Origin of the sequence: Boseongicola sp. (assembly GCA_014075275.1) — a bacterium.
Lineage (GTDB): Bacteria > Pseudomonadota > Alphaproteobacteria > Rhodobacterales > Rhodobacteraceae.
Genome location: CP046179.1, coordinates 2,920,281 through 2,939,748 on the forward strand (window position 1 = coordinate 2,920,281; position 19,468 = coordinate 2,939,748).

The following is a 19,468-nucleotide window of genomic DNA, read 5'->3' on the forward strand; positions in this document are numbered from 1 at the left end:
CGCATCATTAACCCCAATGATTAATGGCGATTCGCGCGAAACCTGCCAACTCGACGTCGGTGCGTCCGAACGGCTCGCTAACCTCTTGTTCACTCGGTGAAATGCATAGGATGCCGCAGGCCTGGATTTATTCTGTGCAGTTTTTGCTTTTCATTCCATCAAAACAGGCAGACAGACACGCCATGCCGTTGAAATCCTTCCTCCAACAAAACGCGCGCTTCCTTTCCGCCGGTGTTTTGCTCACGTTTTCATCGGCCTACGGACAAACCTTTTTCATTGCCCTTTTTGCCGCCCAGATCATGGGTGCTTACGATTTGACGGACGGTCAATGGGGCGGGCTTTACACGGTCGCGACCACGGCTTCCGCAATCATCATGTTCTGGGCAGGGACGCTCACAGACAAGTATCGCGCGGTCACTTTGGTCAAGTTCGTGATGCCCGGCCTCGCCCTGGTCTGCGTCGCAATGGCTTATAATCAATGGGTATTTGGCCTTGCAGTGATCATCTTTTTCTTGCGGTTCCTAGGGCAGGGAATGATGTCGCAACTTGCCACGGTCTCTATGGCCCGCTGGTTCGTCGCCCGCAGAGGGTTGGCTCTCTCGGTCGCCGCTATGGGTTTCGCGATTGGCCAGGCCCTGCTCCCCGTCATCATCGCCGCGCTCTTCGTCGTTGTTGATTGGCGAACGATCTGGATCTTTTCCGCATTCACAGTTCTTGCGACATTTCCTTTTATTTTAAAGCTCTTGGAGTCCGAACGAACGCCCCAGTCGCTGGATCAGGACGCCTCGTCTGTTGGCATGATGGGGCGGCACTGGACCAGAGCCGAGGTGCTCAAATCACCAATATTTTGGATGTTCTTACCAATGCTACTCGGGCCTCCTGCCTGGGGTACGTCCTTGTTTTTCCAACAGGTCCACATCGCAGAAGTCAAAGGCTGGCCATTGCTGGATTATCTTGCGCTAATCCCACTTCTGACGGTCGTTGCGGTCACATCCACACTGATTTCAGGTCAACTAATAGACCGGTTTGGCTCTGGAAAGTTGATTGTTTTCTATATGTTCCCCTGGATCTTCGGCTTCTTGCTACTCGCACAGGCACAGTCATTGTTCACTGCCGCGATAGCTTTCACCGTTCTCGGTTCCGGAGTGGGACTTCAGTCAACACTGGTTACAGCCTTTTGGGCCGAGTACTTTGGCACCCGACACATCGGTTCAATCAAAGCCGTCAGCGCCAGCATTATGGTCTTTGGTTCAGCGATTGGGCCAGGCATTACGGGCGGCCTGATTGACATCGGATACTCATTTCCGTCGCAAATGCCTTTGATTTCAGGATATTTTGCGCTTGCAGCCATCTTGGTATGGGCGGCAAGTCACCGCGCTGCCCGGAAACTAGCTTCGGCGTAAAAAGACGTAGAAGGCGCCAGAACCACCGTGCCGTTGGTGTGCCTCGGTCACTTGAAGCACGATAGACTGCATCGCCCCCCCACTTAGCCACTGCGGGACATGGTGTCTTAAAATGCCAATGCGAGCTGGAATTGGTCCTTCATCCTGTGCCTGTCGCCCCTTACCGGTGATCACGAGGACCAACCGTTTTCCCTGTCCGTGAGAGCGGAAAATAAAGCTCGCCAGAGCCGGTCGCGCATCGGCAACGGTCATTCCGTGCAAGTCTATCCTGGCTTCAGGTTGTGACTTTCCTCGCTTCATCTTCAGAAACGCTTTTTTGTCCATCTTGATAGGACTAGTCTGTTGTGTCGCTGGAATTGCGCCGCTGTAGTGCCCGCTTCCTTTTGAGGCTACTGCATTCGAGCCAATCTCAAATCTGGGCACTTGGAATTTGTGATCCGGAACAGCTTTTTGTTTCTTCTCTTCATCAGCCGGCGTGTCTAAAGACTTTTTGGGATTCAAGGGTGTCGCCGTCTTGGCGACCCGTTGCCACAACTCCCGTTCTTCGGGTTTAAGTCCGCGTGGTGGCCGACGTTTCATAGTTCCGTCAATCGTTCACAAGGGTATTTGCTACATCCGTCGGAAGCAGAACAACCATTCTTCCTTTGTCTTTCGTGCGCCCCGCAACCTTTCCCGCCTCTTTGCCTGACCCAAAAAATATATCGCCTCTCTGAGCGCCCTTTATTGCTGACCCGGTGTCCTGCGCGACCATAAGTCTACGCAACGGCAGTTTGCCGTTTTTTTCGATCCAAACCGGCGCACCCAGCGGAACAAATTTTGGATCGACCGCAATTGATCGACCGGCTGTTACCGGCCTGTTCATAGCCCCAATCGGCCCTTTGTCCTCGGCAAGGTTCTTCACCTCCCGAAAAAAAACATAAGACGGATTATGCCAAAGCAACTTTGTTCCTTTTGATGGGTGTTGCTTTACCCATTTGCGGATTGTCCCTGCAGAAACTTGATGGGATTCAAAAATTCCCTGTCGCACCAACTCTTTACCAACGGAGCGGTAAGGGTGTCCGTTCTTGCCTCCGTATCCGACACGTAGACTCTCTCCATCATCCATTCGAATGCGGCCCGACCCCTGTACTTGCAAAAAGAACTTGTCCACCGGATCGGATAGCCAGGCAATCTCCAGGTCTCGTCCGTTCAATACATTAGAAGTCTCGATGTCTTTTCGTGACAGCCATGGCGAGTTACCTTCGGCTTCGCTTGGTCGCCGTCGGATCGGATACTTGAATTTATCGTTCTTAGTTAGTGACCCGCTTAACTCAGGTTCGTAGTATCCGGTGAAGAGTCCGCCCTCGCCGTCGGAAACCATTACCGGGGTGAAGTTTCTCTCAAAGTAGTCTCGAGCGGTGTCTGCTTTCCTGGCTAGCACACATACTGCTGACCACTCCGGTCCTTTCAATTGGTTGCAAGTATTGAGAAGCACAGAGCGTGCAGCGGCATGATCATCCTCCGCCCAACCCTCAAGATCTGACCATTGCTGTATTTTTGATTCAGCCGCTGCCGAGCTGGCGCACATCAATGTCGCCAAAACTGCCGCACCCAATCTCTGCCTCATTCCCCAGTGGCGACCAGGTGCCAATTAGGATCTTCAGCGCCCATCTTGCGAGCAAATGTCCAAACATCCCTTTGGCGCTTAATTTCGCTTGGATTGCCTTCAACGATCTCTCCATCTGCGTTTCGAACCACACTCGTAAGCTCGCAAACAAACTTTATCGTCATTTCACCCACGCCGGAGGAACGATCAAACTCTGCGGACTTTAAGCTGATTTCGCGCAGCCCCACAAAGCTCGCATCAATCGTAAGGCCTTCTTCTTCTCGTCGGTCAATCACCGATTGAAAAGTCTCGGCCACTTCTTCAGACAAAAATCCGCGAACATCTGACAGATCGCCGCTCTCGAACGCCATCAAGATCATCTCATAAGCACCGCGGGCGCCCTCCAAGAAATCGCTGACACCAAAACCGGACTCTGCCATTTTCATTGCGGTCAGTGCCTTCGCACTATCTGACCCATCTTCTACATGATCAATAATGTCACGATCCGGCCCGCCTTCAATGACGTCAAATTCGGGCCGATCTTTTCTATTGCTTGGCGCTGGGCCTGTTACAGGAGGCTTTTCAAACCCTTCCCGTGTTCCAAGGACGCTTCTCAGGCGAAGAATCAGGAAAATGGCGATGCCGGCAAGCACCAATAGCTGGATCAAGGATGAGCTCATTGTCTCTCTCTAAATTCGAATACTTGGGTTTTCGTGCGTCAGGGCACATATGTAGGACGGCAAAGGGGTCGAGTCTACCGGTGGCCCCGCAACGAAAGGGGTCAAATGCGCCTGTTTCTCTTATTTTTGATCGTCCCGTTGATTGAAATCGCTTTGTTTATTCAAGTCGGGGGCGCAATTGGGTTATTGGCCACATTGGCCATTGTCATAATCACCGCAGTTCTTGGTGCCGCTTTGGTCCGCAGTCAGGGCCTTGCCGTAATGGGAAGGGTGCGATCGTCTTTCGAAGAACTAAGTGATCCAACAGAGCCGCTGGCGCACGGAGCAATGATTTTGTTTTCAGGCGCTTTGCTGCTTACGCCTGGATTCTTCACAGATGCGATCGGTTTTTCGCTCATGGTGCCCGCTGTGAGGTCGTGGTTGTTTCGCTCGGTCAAGAGCAAAATCAAAGTTCAACCAGTTGAATTTGGTTCGCAATCAAACGAATCGTTCGATCCCACAGTTGTAGATGTTGAATACGAAGATTTAGACCCCCCAAACAGCTCTGGTCCGTCGGGTTGGACGCGCCATTGAGGCCCGGCAAGGGCTCTGTTATGCGGGGCCGGATTTGAATTTTCGTTATGGAGCTAAACATGGCTGAAACCGAAAACGGAGCTGCTTCGCAACCTACGCCGCCTCAGATGAAGGTGCTTGGGCAGTATATCCGCGATCTCTCGTTTGAGAATATCATGACCCGCAAACCAATTGAGGGAGAAATTCAGCCTGATATTCAGGTTCAGGTCGCATTGGACGCAAAGAAGAAAAGCGATAACCAATTCGAGGTCATGACTAAGTTTAATATTACATCAAAAAACAAATCGGACGGCGCGACGATGTTTTTGCTTGAGCTGGAATACTCAGGATTGTTCCAGATCGACAACGTTCCAGAAAATCAGATGCACCCGTTTTTGCTGATCGAATGCCCCCGGATGACGTTCCCGTACATCCGCCGCATAGTCGGAGATGTTACCCGTGATGGTGGTTTTCCACCTTTGAATCTGGACAACATCGATTTTGTTGCGCTTTACCGCCAGAACCTGATGCAACAGCAAGCGCAAGCGTCCCAGAACGAAGGAACTCCTACTGTCAGCTAAGGCGTGACCAGATGGATGTTTGGCCCATGGCGCTAACAAATGCGTCGTGGGCTTTTTTTTCGCTTTCGTTGATAAGGGGCTTCAAGGGCCCTGGCCTTGGCTGAACTCGGCTGCCTGCTGTCGCAATCGCCGTTCGCTCTTTTGCATCAGGCGCTGATAACTCAAAATCGGGCTGGCGCCCCCCGATCAATTCTAGGTAAACCTCTGCAAGAATTTCGCTGTCCAGCAACGCCCCGTGTAGGGTCCTTGCGGAGTTGTCGATTCCAAAACGTCGGCAAAGTGCGTCTAGAGAAGCCGGTGATCCAGGAAACTTCTTCCTTGCAATATCCAGCGCATCAATTGCTCTTTCCCAATCAATTTTTGGCAGCTCAACCCAGCCGAGTTCAGCATTTAGAAACTTCACATCAAACGCAGCATTGTGGATTACCAGCTTTGCGCTGCCGATGAAGCTCACAAAGTCCGCTGCGATGTCTTTAAATACTGGCTTGTCAGCAAGAAAGTCGTCGCCCAGTCCATGAACTTCAAATGCGCCTTGTGGCATTGATCGTTCTGGATTTATGTACTGGTGGTAGGTTCGGCCCGTCGCGACATGCCCACTCAATTCGATGGCGCCAATTTCGACAATACGGTCCCCAGATTGAGGGTCAAACCCAGTCGTTTCTGTATCAAGTACAATCTCACGCATGACCAAACTTCGCCCCAACATGTTCCAAGATAGTTTGGACATCTCTTCTAGCCACCTCAAGAGAAGATGTGTCGACTAGATAGTCTGCTCGCCGCCTCTTCTCAGAGTCCAGCATCTGTTTGCTTAGAATTATTTCAAGTTTGGCTTCCGTCATGCCAGGACGGCGTAAGACTCGTTCTATCTGGTTCTCCATCGAAGTGGTCGCCACAACTGTAACGTCAACAGAGTTTTCGTGCTGCCCTTCGAAGAGTAAGGGAATATCCACAACAACTATAGGCCCGATCGCATTGCCAATGAAGTTTGCTCGGTCTTCCGCAACTAGCGGATGTACAACGCTTTCAACCTGCTTAAACCGGTCTGGGTCTTTGCCCAACCAAGCGCTTAGAACGGTTCTGTCGACTGACCCATTCTTAACTGCTTCCGGGTAAAGTTTCTCAATCTCTGAAACCGCCTGGCCGCCATTAGCATAAAGATTGTGAACTGACTCATCCGCACTCCAAACCGGCACTCCCAAATCACTGAACATTTTTGCAGTAGTGGTCTTACCCATACCTATTGAACCAGTCAGTCCGATGACAACGGTCATGGTGCCAGAACTGCCTGACGCAAATCTTCATCTACCTCGGGACGAACACCAAACCATCGTTCAAAACCAGGTGCCGCTTGATGAAGAAGCATACCCAAGCCATCAACCGTCTGGCATCCAATTGACTTTGCGTGCGCAAGGAGAGCGGTCTCTAACGGGGTGTACACAAGATCTGTAACAATGGATTCGGCCGTCATCCCGTCCAAGGGAATTCGCATGGGCGGCTTGCCATCCATTCCTAATGACGAAGTGTTCACAATTGTTGCGGCCCCCTCGAGCATGTTTCCAGCCTGAACCCAGTCAACGACCTGGACTTTAGTTCCGAACTCTTGGCGCAGCGCTTCGGCGCGAGTTTTGGTCCTATTCGAAAGTCGTATTTCCTGGACACCAACTTCAATGAGCGAAGCCAGAACAGCTCTGGCGGCCCCACCAGCGCCGATGACCGCCGCTGGACCCTGCTGAGGATCCCAACCTGGCGCGCCCTGTCGAAGGTTTTCCACAAAACCGTATCCATCGGTATTGTCGGCATGAATCTTTCCGTCACGACGAAAAATCAGCGTGTTCGCTGCACCCATCAAGGCCGCACGGTCTGTCACAAGATCTGCTATTGAAAGAACGTGTTCCTTGTGTGGAATCGTTACGTTGAGCCCGACGAACCCCATATTGGGCATTTCCCGAATGGCGCTTTCCAAGTTTTCAGGCGCAATCTCCATGGGTATATAATGGCCGCGTATATTGTATTTTTTAAGCCAATACCCGTGGAGCCTGGGTGATTTGGAATGTGCGACTGGGGATCCGACCACACCGGCTATGGGGATTTTTGTGTCGCTCATGACTGCAGCGTGCCGCGCAATGTCAGATAGGACAATACCTCAAGCAGCGGCAGTCCAAGTATTGTGAAATAGTCACCCTCGATTCGGGTGAAAAGGCGCGCGCCTTCTTCTTCGATTTTATAGCAGCCCCCACAATAGCGAATACTATCCCAGTTTCTTCGAATATAGCCTTCTATATAGGCATCCGACAGGTCCCGCATATGAAGTGTGGTCTTACCGACGTGCCGCCAAACAGGCGCTGGCCCTTCATAGAATACAGCTGCCGAATACAATGTATGGCTGGTTCCACGCATTCTCGTGAGATGAGATATTGCCTCGGTTTCGTCGCTCGGTTTGGATAACATTTGACCGGATACCTCCAAAACCTGATCGCAACCGAGCACCAAAGCATTGTCCCATTTTCCGGCTACTTTGCGGGCTTTTTCCTGTGCAAGTGCGTCTGCAACATCTCTTGGCTTGGCATCTACGCCTTGCAACGATTGTTTGATGGATTCCTCATCTACGCGGGGTGCGACAGTCTCAATCTTTAGGCCTGCATTCCTTAGCAGCTGCGCTCTGACTGGCGATGTAGAGGCTAATATGAGATCGGGCATATGTGGGTAACTCTGTGTGTGGCGGCAGGGTCAACCGGTTAACTGTCTCTTAGGAAACCTGTTGGTTGTATGCAATGGGTCGGAGTGCACCAATCTCGTAGTGGTATTCCAAACTTTATCCACGGTGGGTAAGTTTTAACGTGACTATGTTGATAATTTTTATAGTTAGCTGGTTTCCTTGTTTTTTGCGTTGGAGATCACCCAAGAGCTTCCCTGAAGGCGTTGTTTTCAAATCGTTTTTTCGCGCTTTTAGAATGATCCAGTTCACCTCATAAAATTTTCCTGACTCGATAACATTGTGGATAAATACGTAATTCCACTTATCCAGAAGCCTTACATCAACATCATCTTTTCTTTCTTTTCTATTTTAATTTAGGAAGGGCGAAACAATTTATCGATTGGTTTAGCTAAGATGGTATTTGAACTCTATCCTTGGGCGAAGGCATTACACGTGATCTCTGTAATCTCGTGGATGGCTGGGCTTTTTTATCTTCCAAGGCTATTTGTTTACCATACTGAAAGAGGCGCAGATAATGCCGAAATGTATAGCGTGTTTCAAACGATGGAGCGAAAGCTCTATCGTTTGATTATGACCCCAGCAATGATCTCGACTTGGGTATTTGGATTGGTTCTTGCTTTAACACCAGGAGTGGTTGACTGGAGTATGGTCTGGCCTTGGCTAAAAGCTGCGGCTGTTTTGGGAATGACGTGGTTTCATTTTTGGTGCGGTCTGCGTCTTCGTGAATTCGAGGATGGATCAAATGTGCGCTCCGGACGTCATTACCGACTAATGAATGAAGTTCCCACGGCACTGATGGTGGTAATCGTTGTTTTGGTGTTTGTTCGACCATTCTAAGTGTTGTTGACAGTAAGGCCTGCCACACTTAAGTAATCTTTGCGCTGGCCGTTCTGGCCAAAATTGCGCGCTCCGTTTCTCATCAAATTCGACCATCAGATGTGTGGTCAGAGGATACTTATGTCTGATCGCCTAAATCTGTCGGAACTGAAATCTAAATCTCCAAAAGAGCTGCTTGCTATGGCGGAGGATCTAGAAATTGAGAACGCATCAACGATGCGCAAGGGCGAGATGATGTTCTCGATCCTTAAAGAACGGGCAGACGAAGACTGGGTCATTGGTGGTGAAGGGGTTCTGGAAGTGCTCCAAGACGGGTTTGGTTTTCTTCGTTCGCCAGAAGCGAACTACTTGCCCGGCCCCGATGATATCTATGTCTCACCTGAGATGATCAGGAAGTTTTCTCTGCGAACCGGTGACACCATCGAAGGGGTAATCCGGGAACCAAACGACAACGAGCGCTATTTTGCGATGACGCAAGTTGAATCGATTAATTTTGAGGAACCAGAGAAGGCGCGCCACAAAGTCAGCTTTGATAACTTGACCCCGCTCTATCCGGACGAACGCCTGAATATGGAGATCGAGGATCCAACGATCAAAGATAGGTCAGCTCGGATAATTGATTTGGTAGCTCCTGTTGGTAAGGGGCAGCGGTGCCTCATTGTTGCTCCCCCTCGAACAGGTAAGACTGTGCTTTTGCAAAATATCGCTCACTCGGTGGAGACCAATCATCCGGAGTGTTATTTGATTGTTCTACTGATTGACGAGCGGCCCGAGGAAGTCACAGACATGCAGCGCTCTGTGAAGGGTGAAGTTGTTTCATCGACGTTCGATGAACCAGCAACGCGTCACGTCGCGGTTTCCGACATGGTAATCGAGAAAGCCAAACGTTTGGTGGAGCATAAGCGAGACGTAGTAATACTGTTGGATTCGATAACGCGACTTGGACGTGCGTTTAACACCGTAGTTCCGTCTTCTGGAAAGGTATTGACCGGTGGTGTGGACGCAAATGCTTTGCAAAGACCGAAGCGCTTCTTTGGTGCAGCGCGGAACATCGAAGAAGGAGGCTCTCTTACGATTATTGCAACAGCATTGATTGACACAGGAAGCCGCATGGATGAAGTCATTTTTGAAGAGTTTAAGGGAACGGGCAATAGCGAGATCGTACTAGATCGCAAAGTCGCTGATAAACGCGTCTATCCCGCAATGGATATTCTGAAATCGGGAACTCGGAAAGAAGATCTACTCGTTGACAAGGGGGACTTAGCTAAGACGTTTGTATTGCGGCGTATCCTCAACCCTATGGGAACAACCGATGCCATTGAGTTCTTGATTTCCAAGCTGAAACAAACCAAAACGAATTCGGATTTCTTCGACTCCATGAATACCTAATTAACTGTTATCTTTCAGACGGTTATGTAGATGGATACGATATTTGCCTTAGCGAGCGCTCGCGGGAAATCGGGCGTCGCCGTAGTTCGCGTTTCGGGACCGGGGAGCTTCCACGCGGTTGGCAAACTTTGCAACATTCCGAGCAGTGGAAACCGGGCAAGCCTACGAACATTGAAGAGCAGCGGTCTGGTTTTAGATCAGGCGCTTGTGTTGCGATTTGATGCTCCCAACAGCTTCACGGGGGAAGATGTTGTAGAGCTGCACCTGCACGGGTCGGTGGCTACGGTTAATGCCGTTCTGGGTGCTTTGGCTTCAATTGATGGACTGAGGTTGGCTGAGCCCGGCGAGTTTACTCGGCGAGCACTAGAGAACGAAAAGCTGGATCTAGCGCGAGTAGAGGGCCTGGGTGATTTAATAGACGCTGAGACGGAGGCGCAACGCCGCCAGGCGCTGAAAGTTTTCACAGGGGCATTGGGAGAAAAAGTCGAACTCTGGCGTTCGCTGTTGATTAGATCAGCAGCCTTACTAGAAGCCACAATCGATTTTGCAGACGAGGATGTACCGGTCGACGTTACGCCTGAGGTTCAAGATCTTTTGAAAAGAGTCCTGAATGAACTTCAAGCAGAACTGGCAGGCGTTGCGGCGGCAGAACGCATCCGAGACGGATTTGAGGTTGCAATAGTTGGCTCGCCAAATGTTGGAAAGTCGACGCTTCTGAATGCTCTAGCTGGTAGGGAAGCGGCGCTTACTTCATCAATGGCGGGCACCACGAGAGATGTCATAGAAGTCCACATGGACCTAAAGGGCCTTCCTGTGACCTTTTTGGATACCGCAGGCATTAGAGATTCCGATGATGCTGTTGAGAATATGGGAGTTAAACTTGCTGTTAAGCGGGCGCGCTCAGCGGACCTGCGCGTAATTGTATTAAGTTCGCGAGATGAAACGCCGGCTATCGAACCGACCAAGGATGATATTCAGATCGTTTCGAAGGCGGATATAGTAGATGATGCTGATGTGTCGTCTATATCTGGTGCTGGTCTGGACAATTTGCTGGAAAAGATCGAACAAACCTTATCCCAGCGAGCCCTGGGTGTGGGAGTAGCAATTCATGACAGACACCGCCTTGCTATTAAACAGGCAATAGGGGCTATTGAAACAGCTCAGACTGGTTTAGAAGTTTCGCCGGAGATGGCAGAAGTTGTTGCCGAGGATCTTAGGATTGGCATTCATGTATTGGATGCGCTTGTTGGCAGAATAGACGTAGAACATGTGTTGGATGAAATTTTCTCAAAGTTCTGCATTGGCAAATAGGGGATGTTTCACGTGAAACATCAAGCATTCGACGTTTTGGTAGTTGGCGGAGGGCATGCTGGCGCAGAGGCGGCGCATGCAGCCGCACGCCGTGGTGCAAGGGTTGCCCTTGTGACTCTGTCCTGCTCGGGCATCGGGGTCATGTCCTGTAATCCAGCGATTGGCGGATTGGGGAAAGGCCATCTTGTGCGCGAAATTGATGCGCTCGATGGATTGATGGCCAGAGTTGCAGACCGTGCAGGCATCCAGTTTCGTTTACTAAATCGACGCAAGGGGCCTGCGGTGCAAGGGCCCAGAGCTCAAGCTGATCGAGTAATCTACAGGGCCGAGATGCAAAAAGAACTGGCGTCTCATAGGTTAATTGATGTGATTGAAGGTGAGGTCGTGGACCTTGCCCTAAATAATAATAAAGTCGTTGGCGTAGTGCTTTCGGATGGTAAGGAAATAAGTGCTGCGGCAACGATTTTGACTACGGGAACGTTCCTTCGCGGCGTTATTCACATAGGGAATACGACGCGACCCGGCGGTAGAATTGGCGATGCACCTTCAGTCAGGCTGGCTGAACGCATTGACGAGTTTGGTTTGCCGCTCGGACGATTAAAAACCGGAACGCCGCCGCGGCTTAGGTCAAGTTCGATTAACTGGGCGGCCTTGGAGCATCAGCCTGGAGACGACGAGCCAACTCTATTTTCGTTCATGTCGGAGGGCGTATCTGCACGGCAAATCTCGTGCGGCATCACCCACACTAATGAAGCCACGCATGAAATTATCCGAGAAAACCTTAGCCGTTCAGCCATGTATGGCGGCCATATCGACGGCGTGGGCCCACGCTACTGTCCGTCGATTGAGGACAAGGTAGTTCGTTTTTCGGAGAAGAGCTCACATCAGATTTTTCTGGAGCCCGAAAGTCTGGAAACAGATCTGATTTATCCAAATGGTATTTCGACATCGCTGCCTGAAGATATTCAGCTTGACTATGTGCAATCCATTAAGGGGTTGGAGTCGGCAAAGATTGTTCAGCCGGGATATGCAATTGAGTACGATTATGTGGATCCAAGGGCGCTTTCTTCCACGTTGCGGCTGAAGGACGTTCCGGGGCTGTATTTTGCAGGTCAGATTAACGGAACTACCGGCTATGAAGAGGCTGCTGGCCAGGGCCTGGTGGCTGGACTAAACGCGGCCAGCGAGGCTTTGGGGTTGGCGCCGGTTACTTTCTCTCGAGACAACTCTTACATTGGCGTTATGATTGATGATTTGATCACGCGTGGCGTAAGCGAGCCCTACCGCATGTTCACTTCTCGGGCAGAGTTTCGTCTTTCGCTTCGTGCAGACAATGCAGATCAGCGGCTGACACCACTAGGAATCGCTGCTGGCTGTGTAAGCAAAGCAAGAAAAAGACGGTTTGATGCGAAAATTGAGGCAATAAGCTCTGGCTGCAGCGTCCTGAACGGCATTTCGGTCACGCCGGCAGAGGCGATAGAAGTCGGCATTAAGCTTGCTTCTGGGGGGAAAAGGCGCAACGGCAGCGAAATGCTGGCCATCCCGGAAGTGGATTATAATGACCTTACGAAGCTCCGACCTGAACTGGGCAAAGTTTCGCCCGAAATTCAAAAACAATTAAAGTGTGATGCTCTGTACGCAAGCTATGTTTCGCGCCAGGAGCGTGATGTCAAAGCGCTGAAGAAGGACGAAATGTTAAGAATACCGCATGACTTCGATTTTCGTGCACTTAGCGGCCTCTCAAACGAACTCGCTGGAAAGTTAATTCGCGTTCGGCCGGAAACGCTGGGCCAGGCTGGTCGCATCGAAGGCATGACGCCCGCAGCACTTACCCTGATTTTGGCCAGGCTGAGGCAACTTCAGCGGCAAAGAGCATGACTTCAGAGATGAAATCAGCCCTTTCCCACTTAGATGTTTCACGTGAAACATTCGAGCGGCTGGATTGCTATGTTTCTTTATTGAAGAAATGGACGACCAAAATAAACCTCATTTCTTCAAGCTCTGTGGAAAATGTATGGACCAGACATATCCAAGATTCAGCACAGCTGCTTGAGCTTGCGCCGCGGCAGGCGAGCAGGTGGTGCGATCTTGGAAGCGGAGGTGGATTGCCTGGGTTGGTTGTGGCGATCATATCGTTCGAAATGCGGCCAGAAACACAATTCACGCTAATCGAGTCAGACAAACGTAAGGCGGCATTTTTAAGAGCGGCCTCAAGAGAGGCGGGTGTTCCCGTAGAGGTGATTACGGATCGCATTGAGGAAGTTGCGCCTGTATCCGCACAAGTAGTATCCGCTCGCGCTTTGGCACCGCTTCCTTTACTTTTGGGCTATGCGCATCGACACCTAGTTGTTGGTGGAGCTGCGCTGCTGCATAAAGGGGAAAAGTCGGAAGCAGAGCTGAGCGAGGCTCGCAAGTTGTGGTCTTTTAGCGAGCATTCATATAGCAGCTCGACCGAGCCAAACGCATCGATTCTGAAGATTGGAGATTTGAGTGCTGTCTGACCCGTCTCGCCCAAGCGGACCAAAGATTATTGCGATTACTAACCAAAAGGGCGGAGTGGGAAAAACAACCACGACGATAAATCTTGGTGCTGCTCTGGCAGAGATAGGCCTGAGAGTTCTGATAGTTGACTTGGATCCTCAGGGCAACGCATCAACAGGTCTTGGAATTGAAACAAGTGCCAGAGAATTCACCACATATGATCTACTTCTGGATGAAGCTGAGCTGGAAGATGTTATCCAGAAAACAGATATCGAAGGTATGGTGATTGCTCCGGCAACTGTTGATCTCAGCTCAGCGGATATTGAAATGATGGCAGTGGAGAAACGAAGCTTCGTTCTTCACGACGTTCTTCGCCAACCCGGCATGGATGCATATCAGCTTGACTATATCCTGATCGACTGTCCTCCGTCCCTTAGTTTGCTAACCGTCAACGCAATGATTGCCGCACACTCCGTCTTGATACCACTCCAAAGCGAATTTTTTGCTCTCGAGGGGCTTTCTCAGCTTATGCTGTCTGTTCGTGAGGTGCGTCAAAGCGCGAACCCGGGGCTGCGAGTCGAAGGTGTCGTGCTTACAATGTTTGACTCGCGAAATAATCTCAGCTTGCAAGTTGAGGCGGATGCAAGGGATGCGCTTGGAGAGCTTGTTTTTAAAACAAAGATTCCCCGCAACGTAAGAGTATCCGAAGCGCCATCATTTTCCATGCCAGTGATCGCCTATGATTCCACCTCGAAAGGGGCCGAAGCCTATCGATCTTTGGCACAAGAAGTGGTAGGCTCTTACATCGAATCCACACTATAAGGTAAAACGATGGCACAGGCAAAATCAGAACGGCGTGGGCTTGGTCGTGGGCTATCAGCGCTAATGGCTGACGTTAACTCAGCCAATGAGCCTAGCTCAACTAGTCCATCAGGACCCAAGGCTGAGACACTTGTTCCTCTGGATCAGATTGTGCCGAACCCAAACCAACCTCGTAGGGCTTTCGCAGAAAATGCGCTGAAGGAGCTGACAGCATCCGTTCGCGAAAAGGGTATCATCCAGCCGCTCATCTTGCGGAAAGGTCCCGACAATACCGGCAAATTTGAGATAGTTGCCGGAGAGCGCCGCTGGCGCGCTGCGCAGCAAGCACAGATACACAAAGTGCCTGCCATCATTCGCGAGCTTGACGACATAGAAGTGCTCGAAATCGCAATAATAGAGAATATACAGCGCGCTGATCTGAATCCAGTAGAGGAAGCCGCTGGTTATCGTCAGCTGATGGATCGCTTTGGGCACACTCAAGAGAAGCTCTCAGAAGCTATGGGCAAAAGCCGTAGTCACATTGCAAATCTGATGCGGCTATTAACGCTACCTGAGCAAGTGCTCGAAATGTTGCAGGACGGCCGCTTGGCAGCCGGTCACGCCAGAGCCCTTATTACAGCGAGCGACCCTTTGAGGTTGGCGCTTATCGTCACTAAAAAAGGGCTTTCCGTCCGGCAGACAGAAAGCTTGGTAAAAAACGCCGACACAACAAAGCCTACAAATACCAATACGGCGCCGGCGAAGGATGCAGACACCAAAGCCATAGAGGCGGATTTGGCTGCAGCGCTGGGAATGAGAGTAGCAATCAGTCACCAGGTAGGCGCAGAAAGCGGCTCACTGTCCATCAAATATAAGAATTTGGACGAATTAGACGAAATTTGCAGAAGACTCTCGGTCACTTCCGGTGCTGGGAAGGTCTAGGCTAATAGCTCACGCAGCACAGAATTGAGTAGTGGGCGGCCGGCTGGAGTCAAACGGATACGGGCCTCCGCTATCTCCAACAATGGATAATCTGTTAATCCATTAATATAACTGATTTTCTCCAAATCTGTGCCAATTTGATCTAGAGAAATGCCTTCGCTCTTTCGAAGACCCATCATGACTCCTTCGGTGTGCTCTTCAACTTTGCTTAAGAGTTCTCGTGAGTGCTCACCGGAACCCTTCTCAACGCTTGTAAGCCATTTTGTAGGTGAGTCTGGACAACTTGTAGCGTTTCTTCTGCCAGCAATAGTAAGTCGGCCATGAGCGCCAGGACCGACTCCAACCCAATCACCGCTGCGCCAATAATTTAGGTTATGAACGGATTCTTCACCAGGAGTCGCGTGGTTTGATATCTCATAGGGCGGTAAACCGGCCGCAGTTGTAAGCTCTTGTGTGAGATCAAACATCGCGGCAGATAAGTCATCGTTTGGGATGCCTGGCAAGCGCCCGCGAGCGTGGCGGTCACCAAACATCGTGCCAGTTTCAATTGTAAGTTGATAAAGAGACATGTGCGAAGCACCCATTGCAATTGCTTTCGCCAGTTCCTCTTTCCAAGTCGGAACAGATTGATTTTGGCGTGCATAAATCAGATCAAAAGAGGCTCTACTGAAAACTTTTTGAGCGACGTCAAAGGCTCGACGACCTTCCTCCGCCGAATGCAGCCGCCCCAACAGTCTCAAGTCACCGTCGTTAAGTGCCTGCAATCCAACCGAGACCCGGTTTATTCCGGCTGATTTAAAGTCTCTAAACTTGCCGACTTCAACGGAAGTTGGGTTCGCCTCTAGTGTGATCTCGATGCTGTTTGACTTATTCCACTGCGCAAATGCAGCAGAAAGAATTGAATCCACCGTCTCGGGCGACATCAAGCTGGGGGTTCCGCCACCAAAAAATATACTGTCTAAAACGCGTCCCTGCGTCTCCGACCCCAGCCGCTCAATTTCGCTAACAAAAGCATTTGACCATCTTAGGTGGTTAACTTTGGAAGTAACGTGACTGTTGAAGTCACAATAGGGACACTTCGCTTGACAAAATGGCCAGTGGACATACAGCCCAAACCCCTTGTGATCAGGTATCACCAAACACAACCCTAAGCTTTCGGTACGCGTCGGCCCGATGGCTAATGTTGTTCTTGGTATCCCGATCCATTTCGCCAAAGGTTAGGTCGTAGCCCGAAGGTTGAAATATTGGGTCGTATCCGTGACCTTGCTCCCCCCGCATAGGCCAAACCACAGCCCCCTCCATATTTCCTTCAAAAACTTCATCGTGACCATCCGGCCATGCCAACACAAAGGTACAGCAAAAACGAGCTGTTCGCGGCTTGGCAGCACTAATTGCTTCCAGCTCTTGGTGAGTTCGTGCCATCGCCATTTTGAAGTCCCGTCCATTCGGGGTCTCGGCCCAATCGGCAGTATAGACCCCTGGTGCACCAGCAAGCGCATCAATCTCGATGCCGGAATCGTCAGCAAGTGCTGGCAGTCCGGTTGCTAACGCAGCTGCGTGTGCCTTGATTCTGGCATTCTCAATGAAGGTTGACCCGGTCTCATCCGGTTCCGGTAACTCCAGCTCCGCAGCGCCGACCACACCAATCGCATTTTCCCTGAGGAGCTCCCTAATCTCAGCGAGCTTTCCCTCATTGTGGGTAGCAACAACAATCTGTGGCTCGACGAACCGCCTCATGACGAAATTGCGGATGTTTGTGCTGAGGCCAATTCCTTTGAGCCAAATGTCGCTAGGTCTAGAAGTTCAGACATCTGATCGCGTGAAAACGTTGAGCCCTCAGCTGACATTTGAACCTCAATCAATTGGCCAGAGCCCGTCAGTACGAAATTGCCATCAACACCGGCTTCGCTGTCTTCAGGATAGTCAAGATCCAGAACAGACTGCCCAGCGTATATCCCACAAGAAACAGCAGCCACGTGATCAACTATGGGGTCGCTTGAAATGGCGCCCGACTTCAGGAGTTTGTTTACAGCCAGCCGCAATGCAACCCAACCACCAGTAATCGACGCGCAACGCGTACCCCCGTCGGCTTGAATGACATCGCAATCAATCAAAATCTGTCTCTCGCCCAAAGCTGGACGATCAATGCACGCTCGGAGCGATCGGCCAATAAGCCTTTGAATTTCTTGTGTTCTTCCAGATTGGCCGCGTTTAGCTTCGCGATTGCTTCGTGTGTGTGTGGCGCGCGGCAGCATGCCGTACTCCGCCGTCACCCAGCCAAGTCCGGAGTTCTTAATCCATGGCGGAACGCGTTCATCGATTGAGGCAGTACACAGCACATGAGTGTCGCCACACCGGATCATACAGGACCCCTCGGCATGTCGTGTGACATCCGTTTCAATTGAAATTGGCCGCATCTCGTTGTTGGAACGTCCTGAGGGGCGCATACACTTTCCTTTTCGGTTTGTTCGCGGTTGATAGTCGCCGCGAACAAACCCATCAACCCCGATTGACGTGTGCGCATTGATGCTTTTTATTGAACCGCCAACGCTGAGCGAGACGCTAATGAGTGACGCCGCACAACTTCTTGAGGAAATGAACCATAGATCACGCGAAGTTTTTCGCCGTGTTGTCGAGGGGTATCTTCAAACGGGTGGGCCAATCGGCTCTAGAACCCTAACCCGCGACATGTCCGAAAAAGTAAGCGCCGCCACCGTTCGGAATGTAATGCAGGATCTCGAGTATATGGGTCTTCTAAACTCTCCTCATATTTCGGCAGGGCGAATTCCGACGCAACAGGGTTTGCGCATGTTTGTAGACGGCCTGCTCGAAGTAAGGGATCTGGCTGACGCAGACCGCGAGGTCATCGACGGCTCTCTTGACGCGGGCGATTCAGATGTTGGCAGCCTGTTGGACCGTGTAGGATCAGCACTTTCAGGAGCCACGCAAGGGGCAAGCCTTGTATTGTCGCCAAAACATGAAGCACCAATCAAGCACATTGAGTTTGTGAGTCTTGGTCACGAAAGGGCTCTGGTCGTCCTGGTGTTTGCGGACGGACATGTTGAAAACCGTGTATTTACTCCACCTGCTGGTCAAACTCCGAGCTCAATGCGTGAAGCAACGAACTTTTTGAATTCAATAGTTGAGGGCAAGACTCTATCTGAGCTTGGAAAGGTCATTTCGAAAGAAATTGCCGTGCGCCGGCAAGAACTGGACAAATTGGCGCAACACCTAGTCGAAAACGGAGAAGCATTTTGGGAGAGTGAGGGCGGTTCATATGAGCGCCTAATTGTCCGTGGTCGCGCAAATCTGCTTGACGGAAACGAGGAGAAAGAAGAGCTCGAGCTCATTAGAAGCCTGTTCGATGACCTTGAACGCAAACGAGACATAGCGGATTTCCTCGAACTTGCGGAAGAGGGCGACGGTGTGCGCATTTTTATTGGCTCAGAGAACAAGCTTTTTTCACTTTCTGGTTCCTCTTTGGTCGTATCTCCCTATATGAACTCGGATCGAAAGATTATCGGTGCTGTCGGAGTGATCGGGCCAACACGCCTGAACTACGGACGAATTGTGCCGATCGTTGACTATACTGCACAGCTGGTTGGGCGGCTGATTTCTGATCGAGGGTAATAATGAGCGACCAAGAAGAAAAGAAACCCATGGCGGATGAAGATCTGATAGATATCGGTAGCCCGGAAGCGTTGGAGGTTCCGGATGATGATGAACGCTTTGCTGAACTTGAGGCAGAGCGTGACGTCTTCAGAGATAAGTTCATGCGGGCACTTGCCGATGCGGAGAATTCACGCAAACGTTCTGAGCGTGACCGCCGCGAGGCAGAGCAGTATGGTGGTTCCCGTCTTGCTCGCGACCTGTTGCCAGTATTTGACAACATGAAACGGGCTATTGAAGCCATTCCGCAAGAGAACCGCAAAGCCAACGCAGCTGTTATTGAGGGCGTGGAGCTTACGATGCGCGAACTTCTCAGCGTATTCAAAAAACACGGGATATATCCCATTTCTCCAGAAATTGGTGATCGGTTTGACCCGAAAAGTCACGAAGCCATGTTCGAGGCGCCACTTCCTGGAACCAAGGCCGGCGAGATCATTCAGGTTAGCGGTGACGGCTTCATGCTGCACGACAGATTGTTGCGTCCCGCAAAAGTCGGTGTCAGCTCCAATACAGCGAAGTAA

Annotated in this window: 22 protein-coding genes; 12 read left to right on the forward strand and 10 right to left on the reverse strand. The window is 50.9% G+C overall.

Features of this window, described 5'->3' with window-relative positions; translation table 11 throughout:
- Positions 1-182: 182 nt before the first annotated feature.
- Positions 183-1,403 carry an MFS transporter gene (locus GKR98_14680; GenBank protein ID QMU59321.1) on the forward strand — a complete coding sequence of 407 codons (1,221 nt, stop codon included), beginning with the start codon at positions 183-185 and terminating at the stop codon, positions 1,401-1,403.
- Here the strand turns inward: GKR98_14680 and GKR98_14685 are convergent.
- Genes GKR98_14685 through GKR98_14695 form a run of 3 tightly spaced genes read right to left on the reverse strand, consistent with a single transcriptional unit; the run spans position 1,389 to position 3,668 of the window.
- Entirely contained in the window at positions 1,389-1,982 is a 594-nt protein-coding gene (locus GKR98_14685) for a DNA mismatch repair protein MutS (GenBank protein QMU59322.1), read from the reverse strand. The genes GKR98_14680 and GKR98_14685 overlap by 15 nt on opposite strands.
- A gap of 7 nt (positions 1,983-1,989) precedes the next feature.
- Positions 1,990-3,009, reverse strand: coding sequence for a murein transglycosylase (locus GKR98_14690; protein QMU59323.1), 1,020 nt, complete (start codon positions 3,007-3,009; stop codon positions 1,990-1,992).
- Positions 3,006-3,668, reverse strand: a complete 663-nt coding sequence (locus GKR98_14695) for a Tim44/TimA family putative adaptor protein (protein QMU59324.1) — start codon at positions 3,666-3,668, stop codon at positions 3,006-3,008. The genes GKR98_14690 and GKR98_14695 overlap by 4 nt, the downstream gene beginning before the upstream one ends.
- Positions 3,669-3,773: 105 nt before the next feature.
- On the opposite strand from GKR98_14695, the gene GKR98_14700 reads away from it, so the two are divergent.
- Both GKR98_14700 and secB read left to right on the forward strand, forming a co-directional pair.
- A complete protein-coding gene (locus GKR98_14700; GenBank protein QMU59325.1) occupies positions 3,774-4,241 on the forward strand; it encodes an FxsA family protein in 468 nt (155 codons plus the stop codon).
- A 59-nt stretch (positions 4,242-4,300) separates the two neighbouring features.
- Positions 4,301-4,801 (forward strand): protein-export chaperone SecB, encoded by a 501-nt coding sequence (gene secB, locus GKR98_14705; GenBank protein QMU59326.1) that lies wholly within the window; start codon positions 4,301-4,303, stop codon positions 4,799-4,801.
- Here the strand turns inward: secB and dnaQ are convergent.
- From dnaQ to maf, 4 genes are read right to left on the reverse strand one after another with little or no spacing between them, the layout of a single operon-like run.
- Positions 4,794-5,486 (reverse strand): DNA polymerase III subunit epsilon, encoded by a 693-nt coding sequence (gene dnaQ / locus GKR98_14710; protein QMU59327.1) that lies wholly within the window; start codon positions 5,484-5,486, stop codon positions 4,794-4,796. The genes secB and dnaQ overlap by 8 nt on opposite strands.
- Positions 5,479-6,072 (reverse strand): dephospho-CoA kinase, encoded by a 594-nt coding sequence (coaE, locus tag GKR98_14715; GenBank protein ID QMU59328.1) that lies wholly within the window; start codon positions 6,070-6,072, stop codon positions 5,479-5,481. The genes dnaQ and coaE overlap by 8 nt, the downstream gene beginning before the upstream one ends.
- Positions 6,069-6,905 (reverse strand): shikimate dehydrogenase, encoded by an 837-nt coding sequence (locus GKR98_14720; GenBank protein QMU59329.1) that lies wholly within the window; start codon positions 6,903-6,905, stop codon positions 6,069-6,071. The genes coaE and GKR98_14720 overlap by 4 nt, the downstream gene beginning before the upstream one ends.
- Entirely contained in the window at positions 6,902-7,498 is a 597-nt protein-coding gene (gene maf / locus GKR98_14725; GenBank protein ID QMU59330.1) for a septum formation protein Maf, read from the reverse strand. The genes GKR98_14720 and maf overlap by 4 nt, the downstream gene beginning before the upstream one ends.
- Positions 7,499-7,895: 397 nt before the next feature.
- Between maf and hemJ the strand changes: the two genes are divergently transcribed.
- From hemJ to GKR98_14760, 7 genes are all read left to right on the forward strand, one after another.
- Entirely contained in the window at positions 7,896-8,354 is a 459-nt protein-coding gene (gene hemJ / locus GKR98_14730; GenBank protein QMU59331.1) for a protoporphyrinogen oxidase HemJ, read from the forward strand.
- Between the two features lie 99 nt (positions 8,355-8,453).
- A complete protein-coding gene (locus tag GKR98_14735) occupies positions 8,454-9,743 on the forward strand; it encodes a transcription termination factor Rho (protein QMU60116.1) in 1,290 nt (429 codons plus the stop codon).
- A 30-nt stretch (positions 9,744-9,773) separates the two neighbouring features.
- Entirely contained in the window at positions 9,774-11,054 is a 1,281-nt protein-coding gene (gene mnmE / locus GKR98_14740) for a tRNA uridine-5-carboxymethylaminomethyl(34) synthesis GTPase MnmE (protein ID QMU59332.1), read from the forward strand.
- Between the two features lie 3 nt (positions 11,055-11,057).
- Positions 11,058-12,932, forward strand: coding sequence for a tRNA uridine-5-carboxymethylaminomethyl(34) synthesis enzyme MnmG (mnmG, locus tag GKR98_14745; GenBank protein QMU59333.1), 1,875 nt, complete (start codon positions 11,058-11,060; stop codon positions 12,930-12,932).
- Between the two features lie 8 nt (positions 12,933-12,940).
- Positions 12,941-13,555: a 16S rRNA (guanine(527)-N(7))-methyltransferase RsmG gene (gene rsmG, locus GKR98_14750; GenBank protein ID QMU60118.1), complete on the forward strand. Its 615-nt coding sequence runs from the start codon at positions 12,941-12,943 to the stop codon at positions 13,553-13,555.
- Positions 13,548-14,357 carry an AAA family ATPase gene (locus tag GKR98_14755; GenBank protein QMU60117.1) on the forward strand — a complete coding sequence of 270 codons (810 nt, stop codon included), beginning with the start codon at positions 13,548-13,550 and terminating at the stop codon, positions 14,355-14,357. Before rsmG ends, GKR98_14755 begins: the two co-directional genes overlap by 8 nt.
- A 9-nt stretch (positions 14,358-14,366) precedes the next feature.
- A complete protein-coding gene (locus GKR98_14760) occupies positions 14,367-15,278 on the forward strand; it encodes a ParB/RepB/Spo0J family partition protein (GenBank protein ID QMU59334.1) in 912 nt (303 codons plus the stop codon).
- On the opposite strand, the gene GKR98_14765 is transcribed toward GKR98_14760, so the two are convergent.
- From GKR98_14765 to GKR98_14775, 3 genes are read right to left on the reverse strand one after another with little or no spacing between them, the layout of a single operon-like run.
- Positions 15,275-16,411, reverse strand: a complete 1,137-nt coding sequence (locus tag GKR98_14765) for a coproporphyrinogen III oxidase (GenBank protein ID QMU60119.1) — start codon at positions 16,409-16,411, stop codon at positions 15,275-15,277. The two genes, GKR98_14760 and GKR98_14765, sit on opposite strands and share 4 nt — an antisense overlap.
- Positions 16,404-17,015, reverse strand: a complete 612-nt coding sequence (gene rdgB, locus GKR98_14770; GenBank protein QMU59335.1) for an RdgB/HAM1 family non-canonical purine NTP pyrophosphatase — start codon at positions 17,013-17,015, stop codon at positions 16,404-16,406. Before rdgB ends, GKR98_14765 begins: the two co-directional genes overlap by 8 nt.
- Positions 17,012-17,725, reverse strand: coding sequence for a ribonuclease PH (locus GKR98_14775; GenBank protein QMU59336.1), 714 nt, complete (start codon positions 17,723-17,725; stop codon positions 17,012-17,014). Before GKR98_14775 ends, rdgB begins: the two co-directional genes overlap by 4 nt.
- Positions 17,726-17,843: 118 nt before the next feature.
- On the opposite strand from GKR98_14775, the gene hrcA reads away from it, so the two are divergent.
- Both hrcA and grpE read left to right on the forward strand, forming a co-directional pair.
- Positions 17,844-18,908: a heat-inducible transcriptional repressor HrcA gene (gene hrcA, locus GKR98_14780; protein QMU59337.1), complete on the forward strand. Its 1,065-nt coding sequence runs from the start codon at positions 17,844-17,846 to the stop codon at positions 18,906-18,908.
- A gap of 2 nt (positions 18,909-18,910) precedes the next feature.
- Positions 18,911-19,468: a nucleotide exchange factor GrpE gene (gene grpE, locus GKR98_14785; GenBank protein ID QMU59338.1), complete on the forward strand. Its 558-nt coding sequence runs from the start codon at positions 18,911-18,913 to the stop codon at positions 19,466-19,468.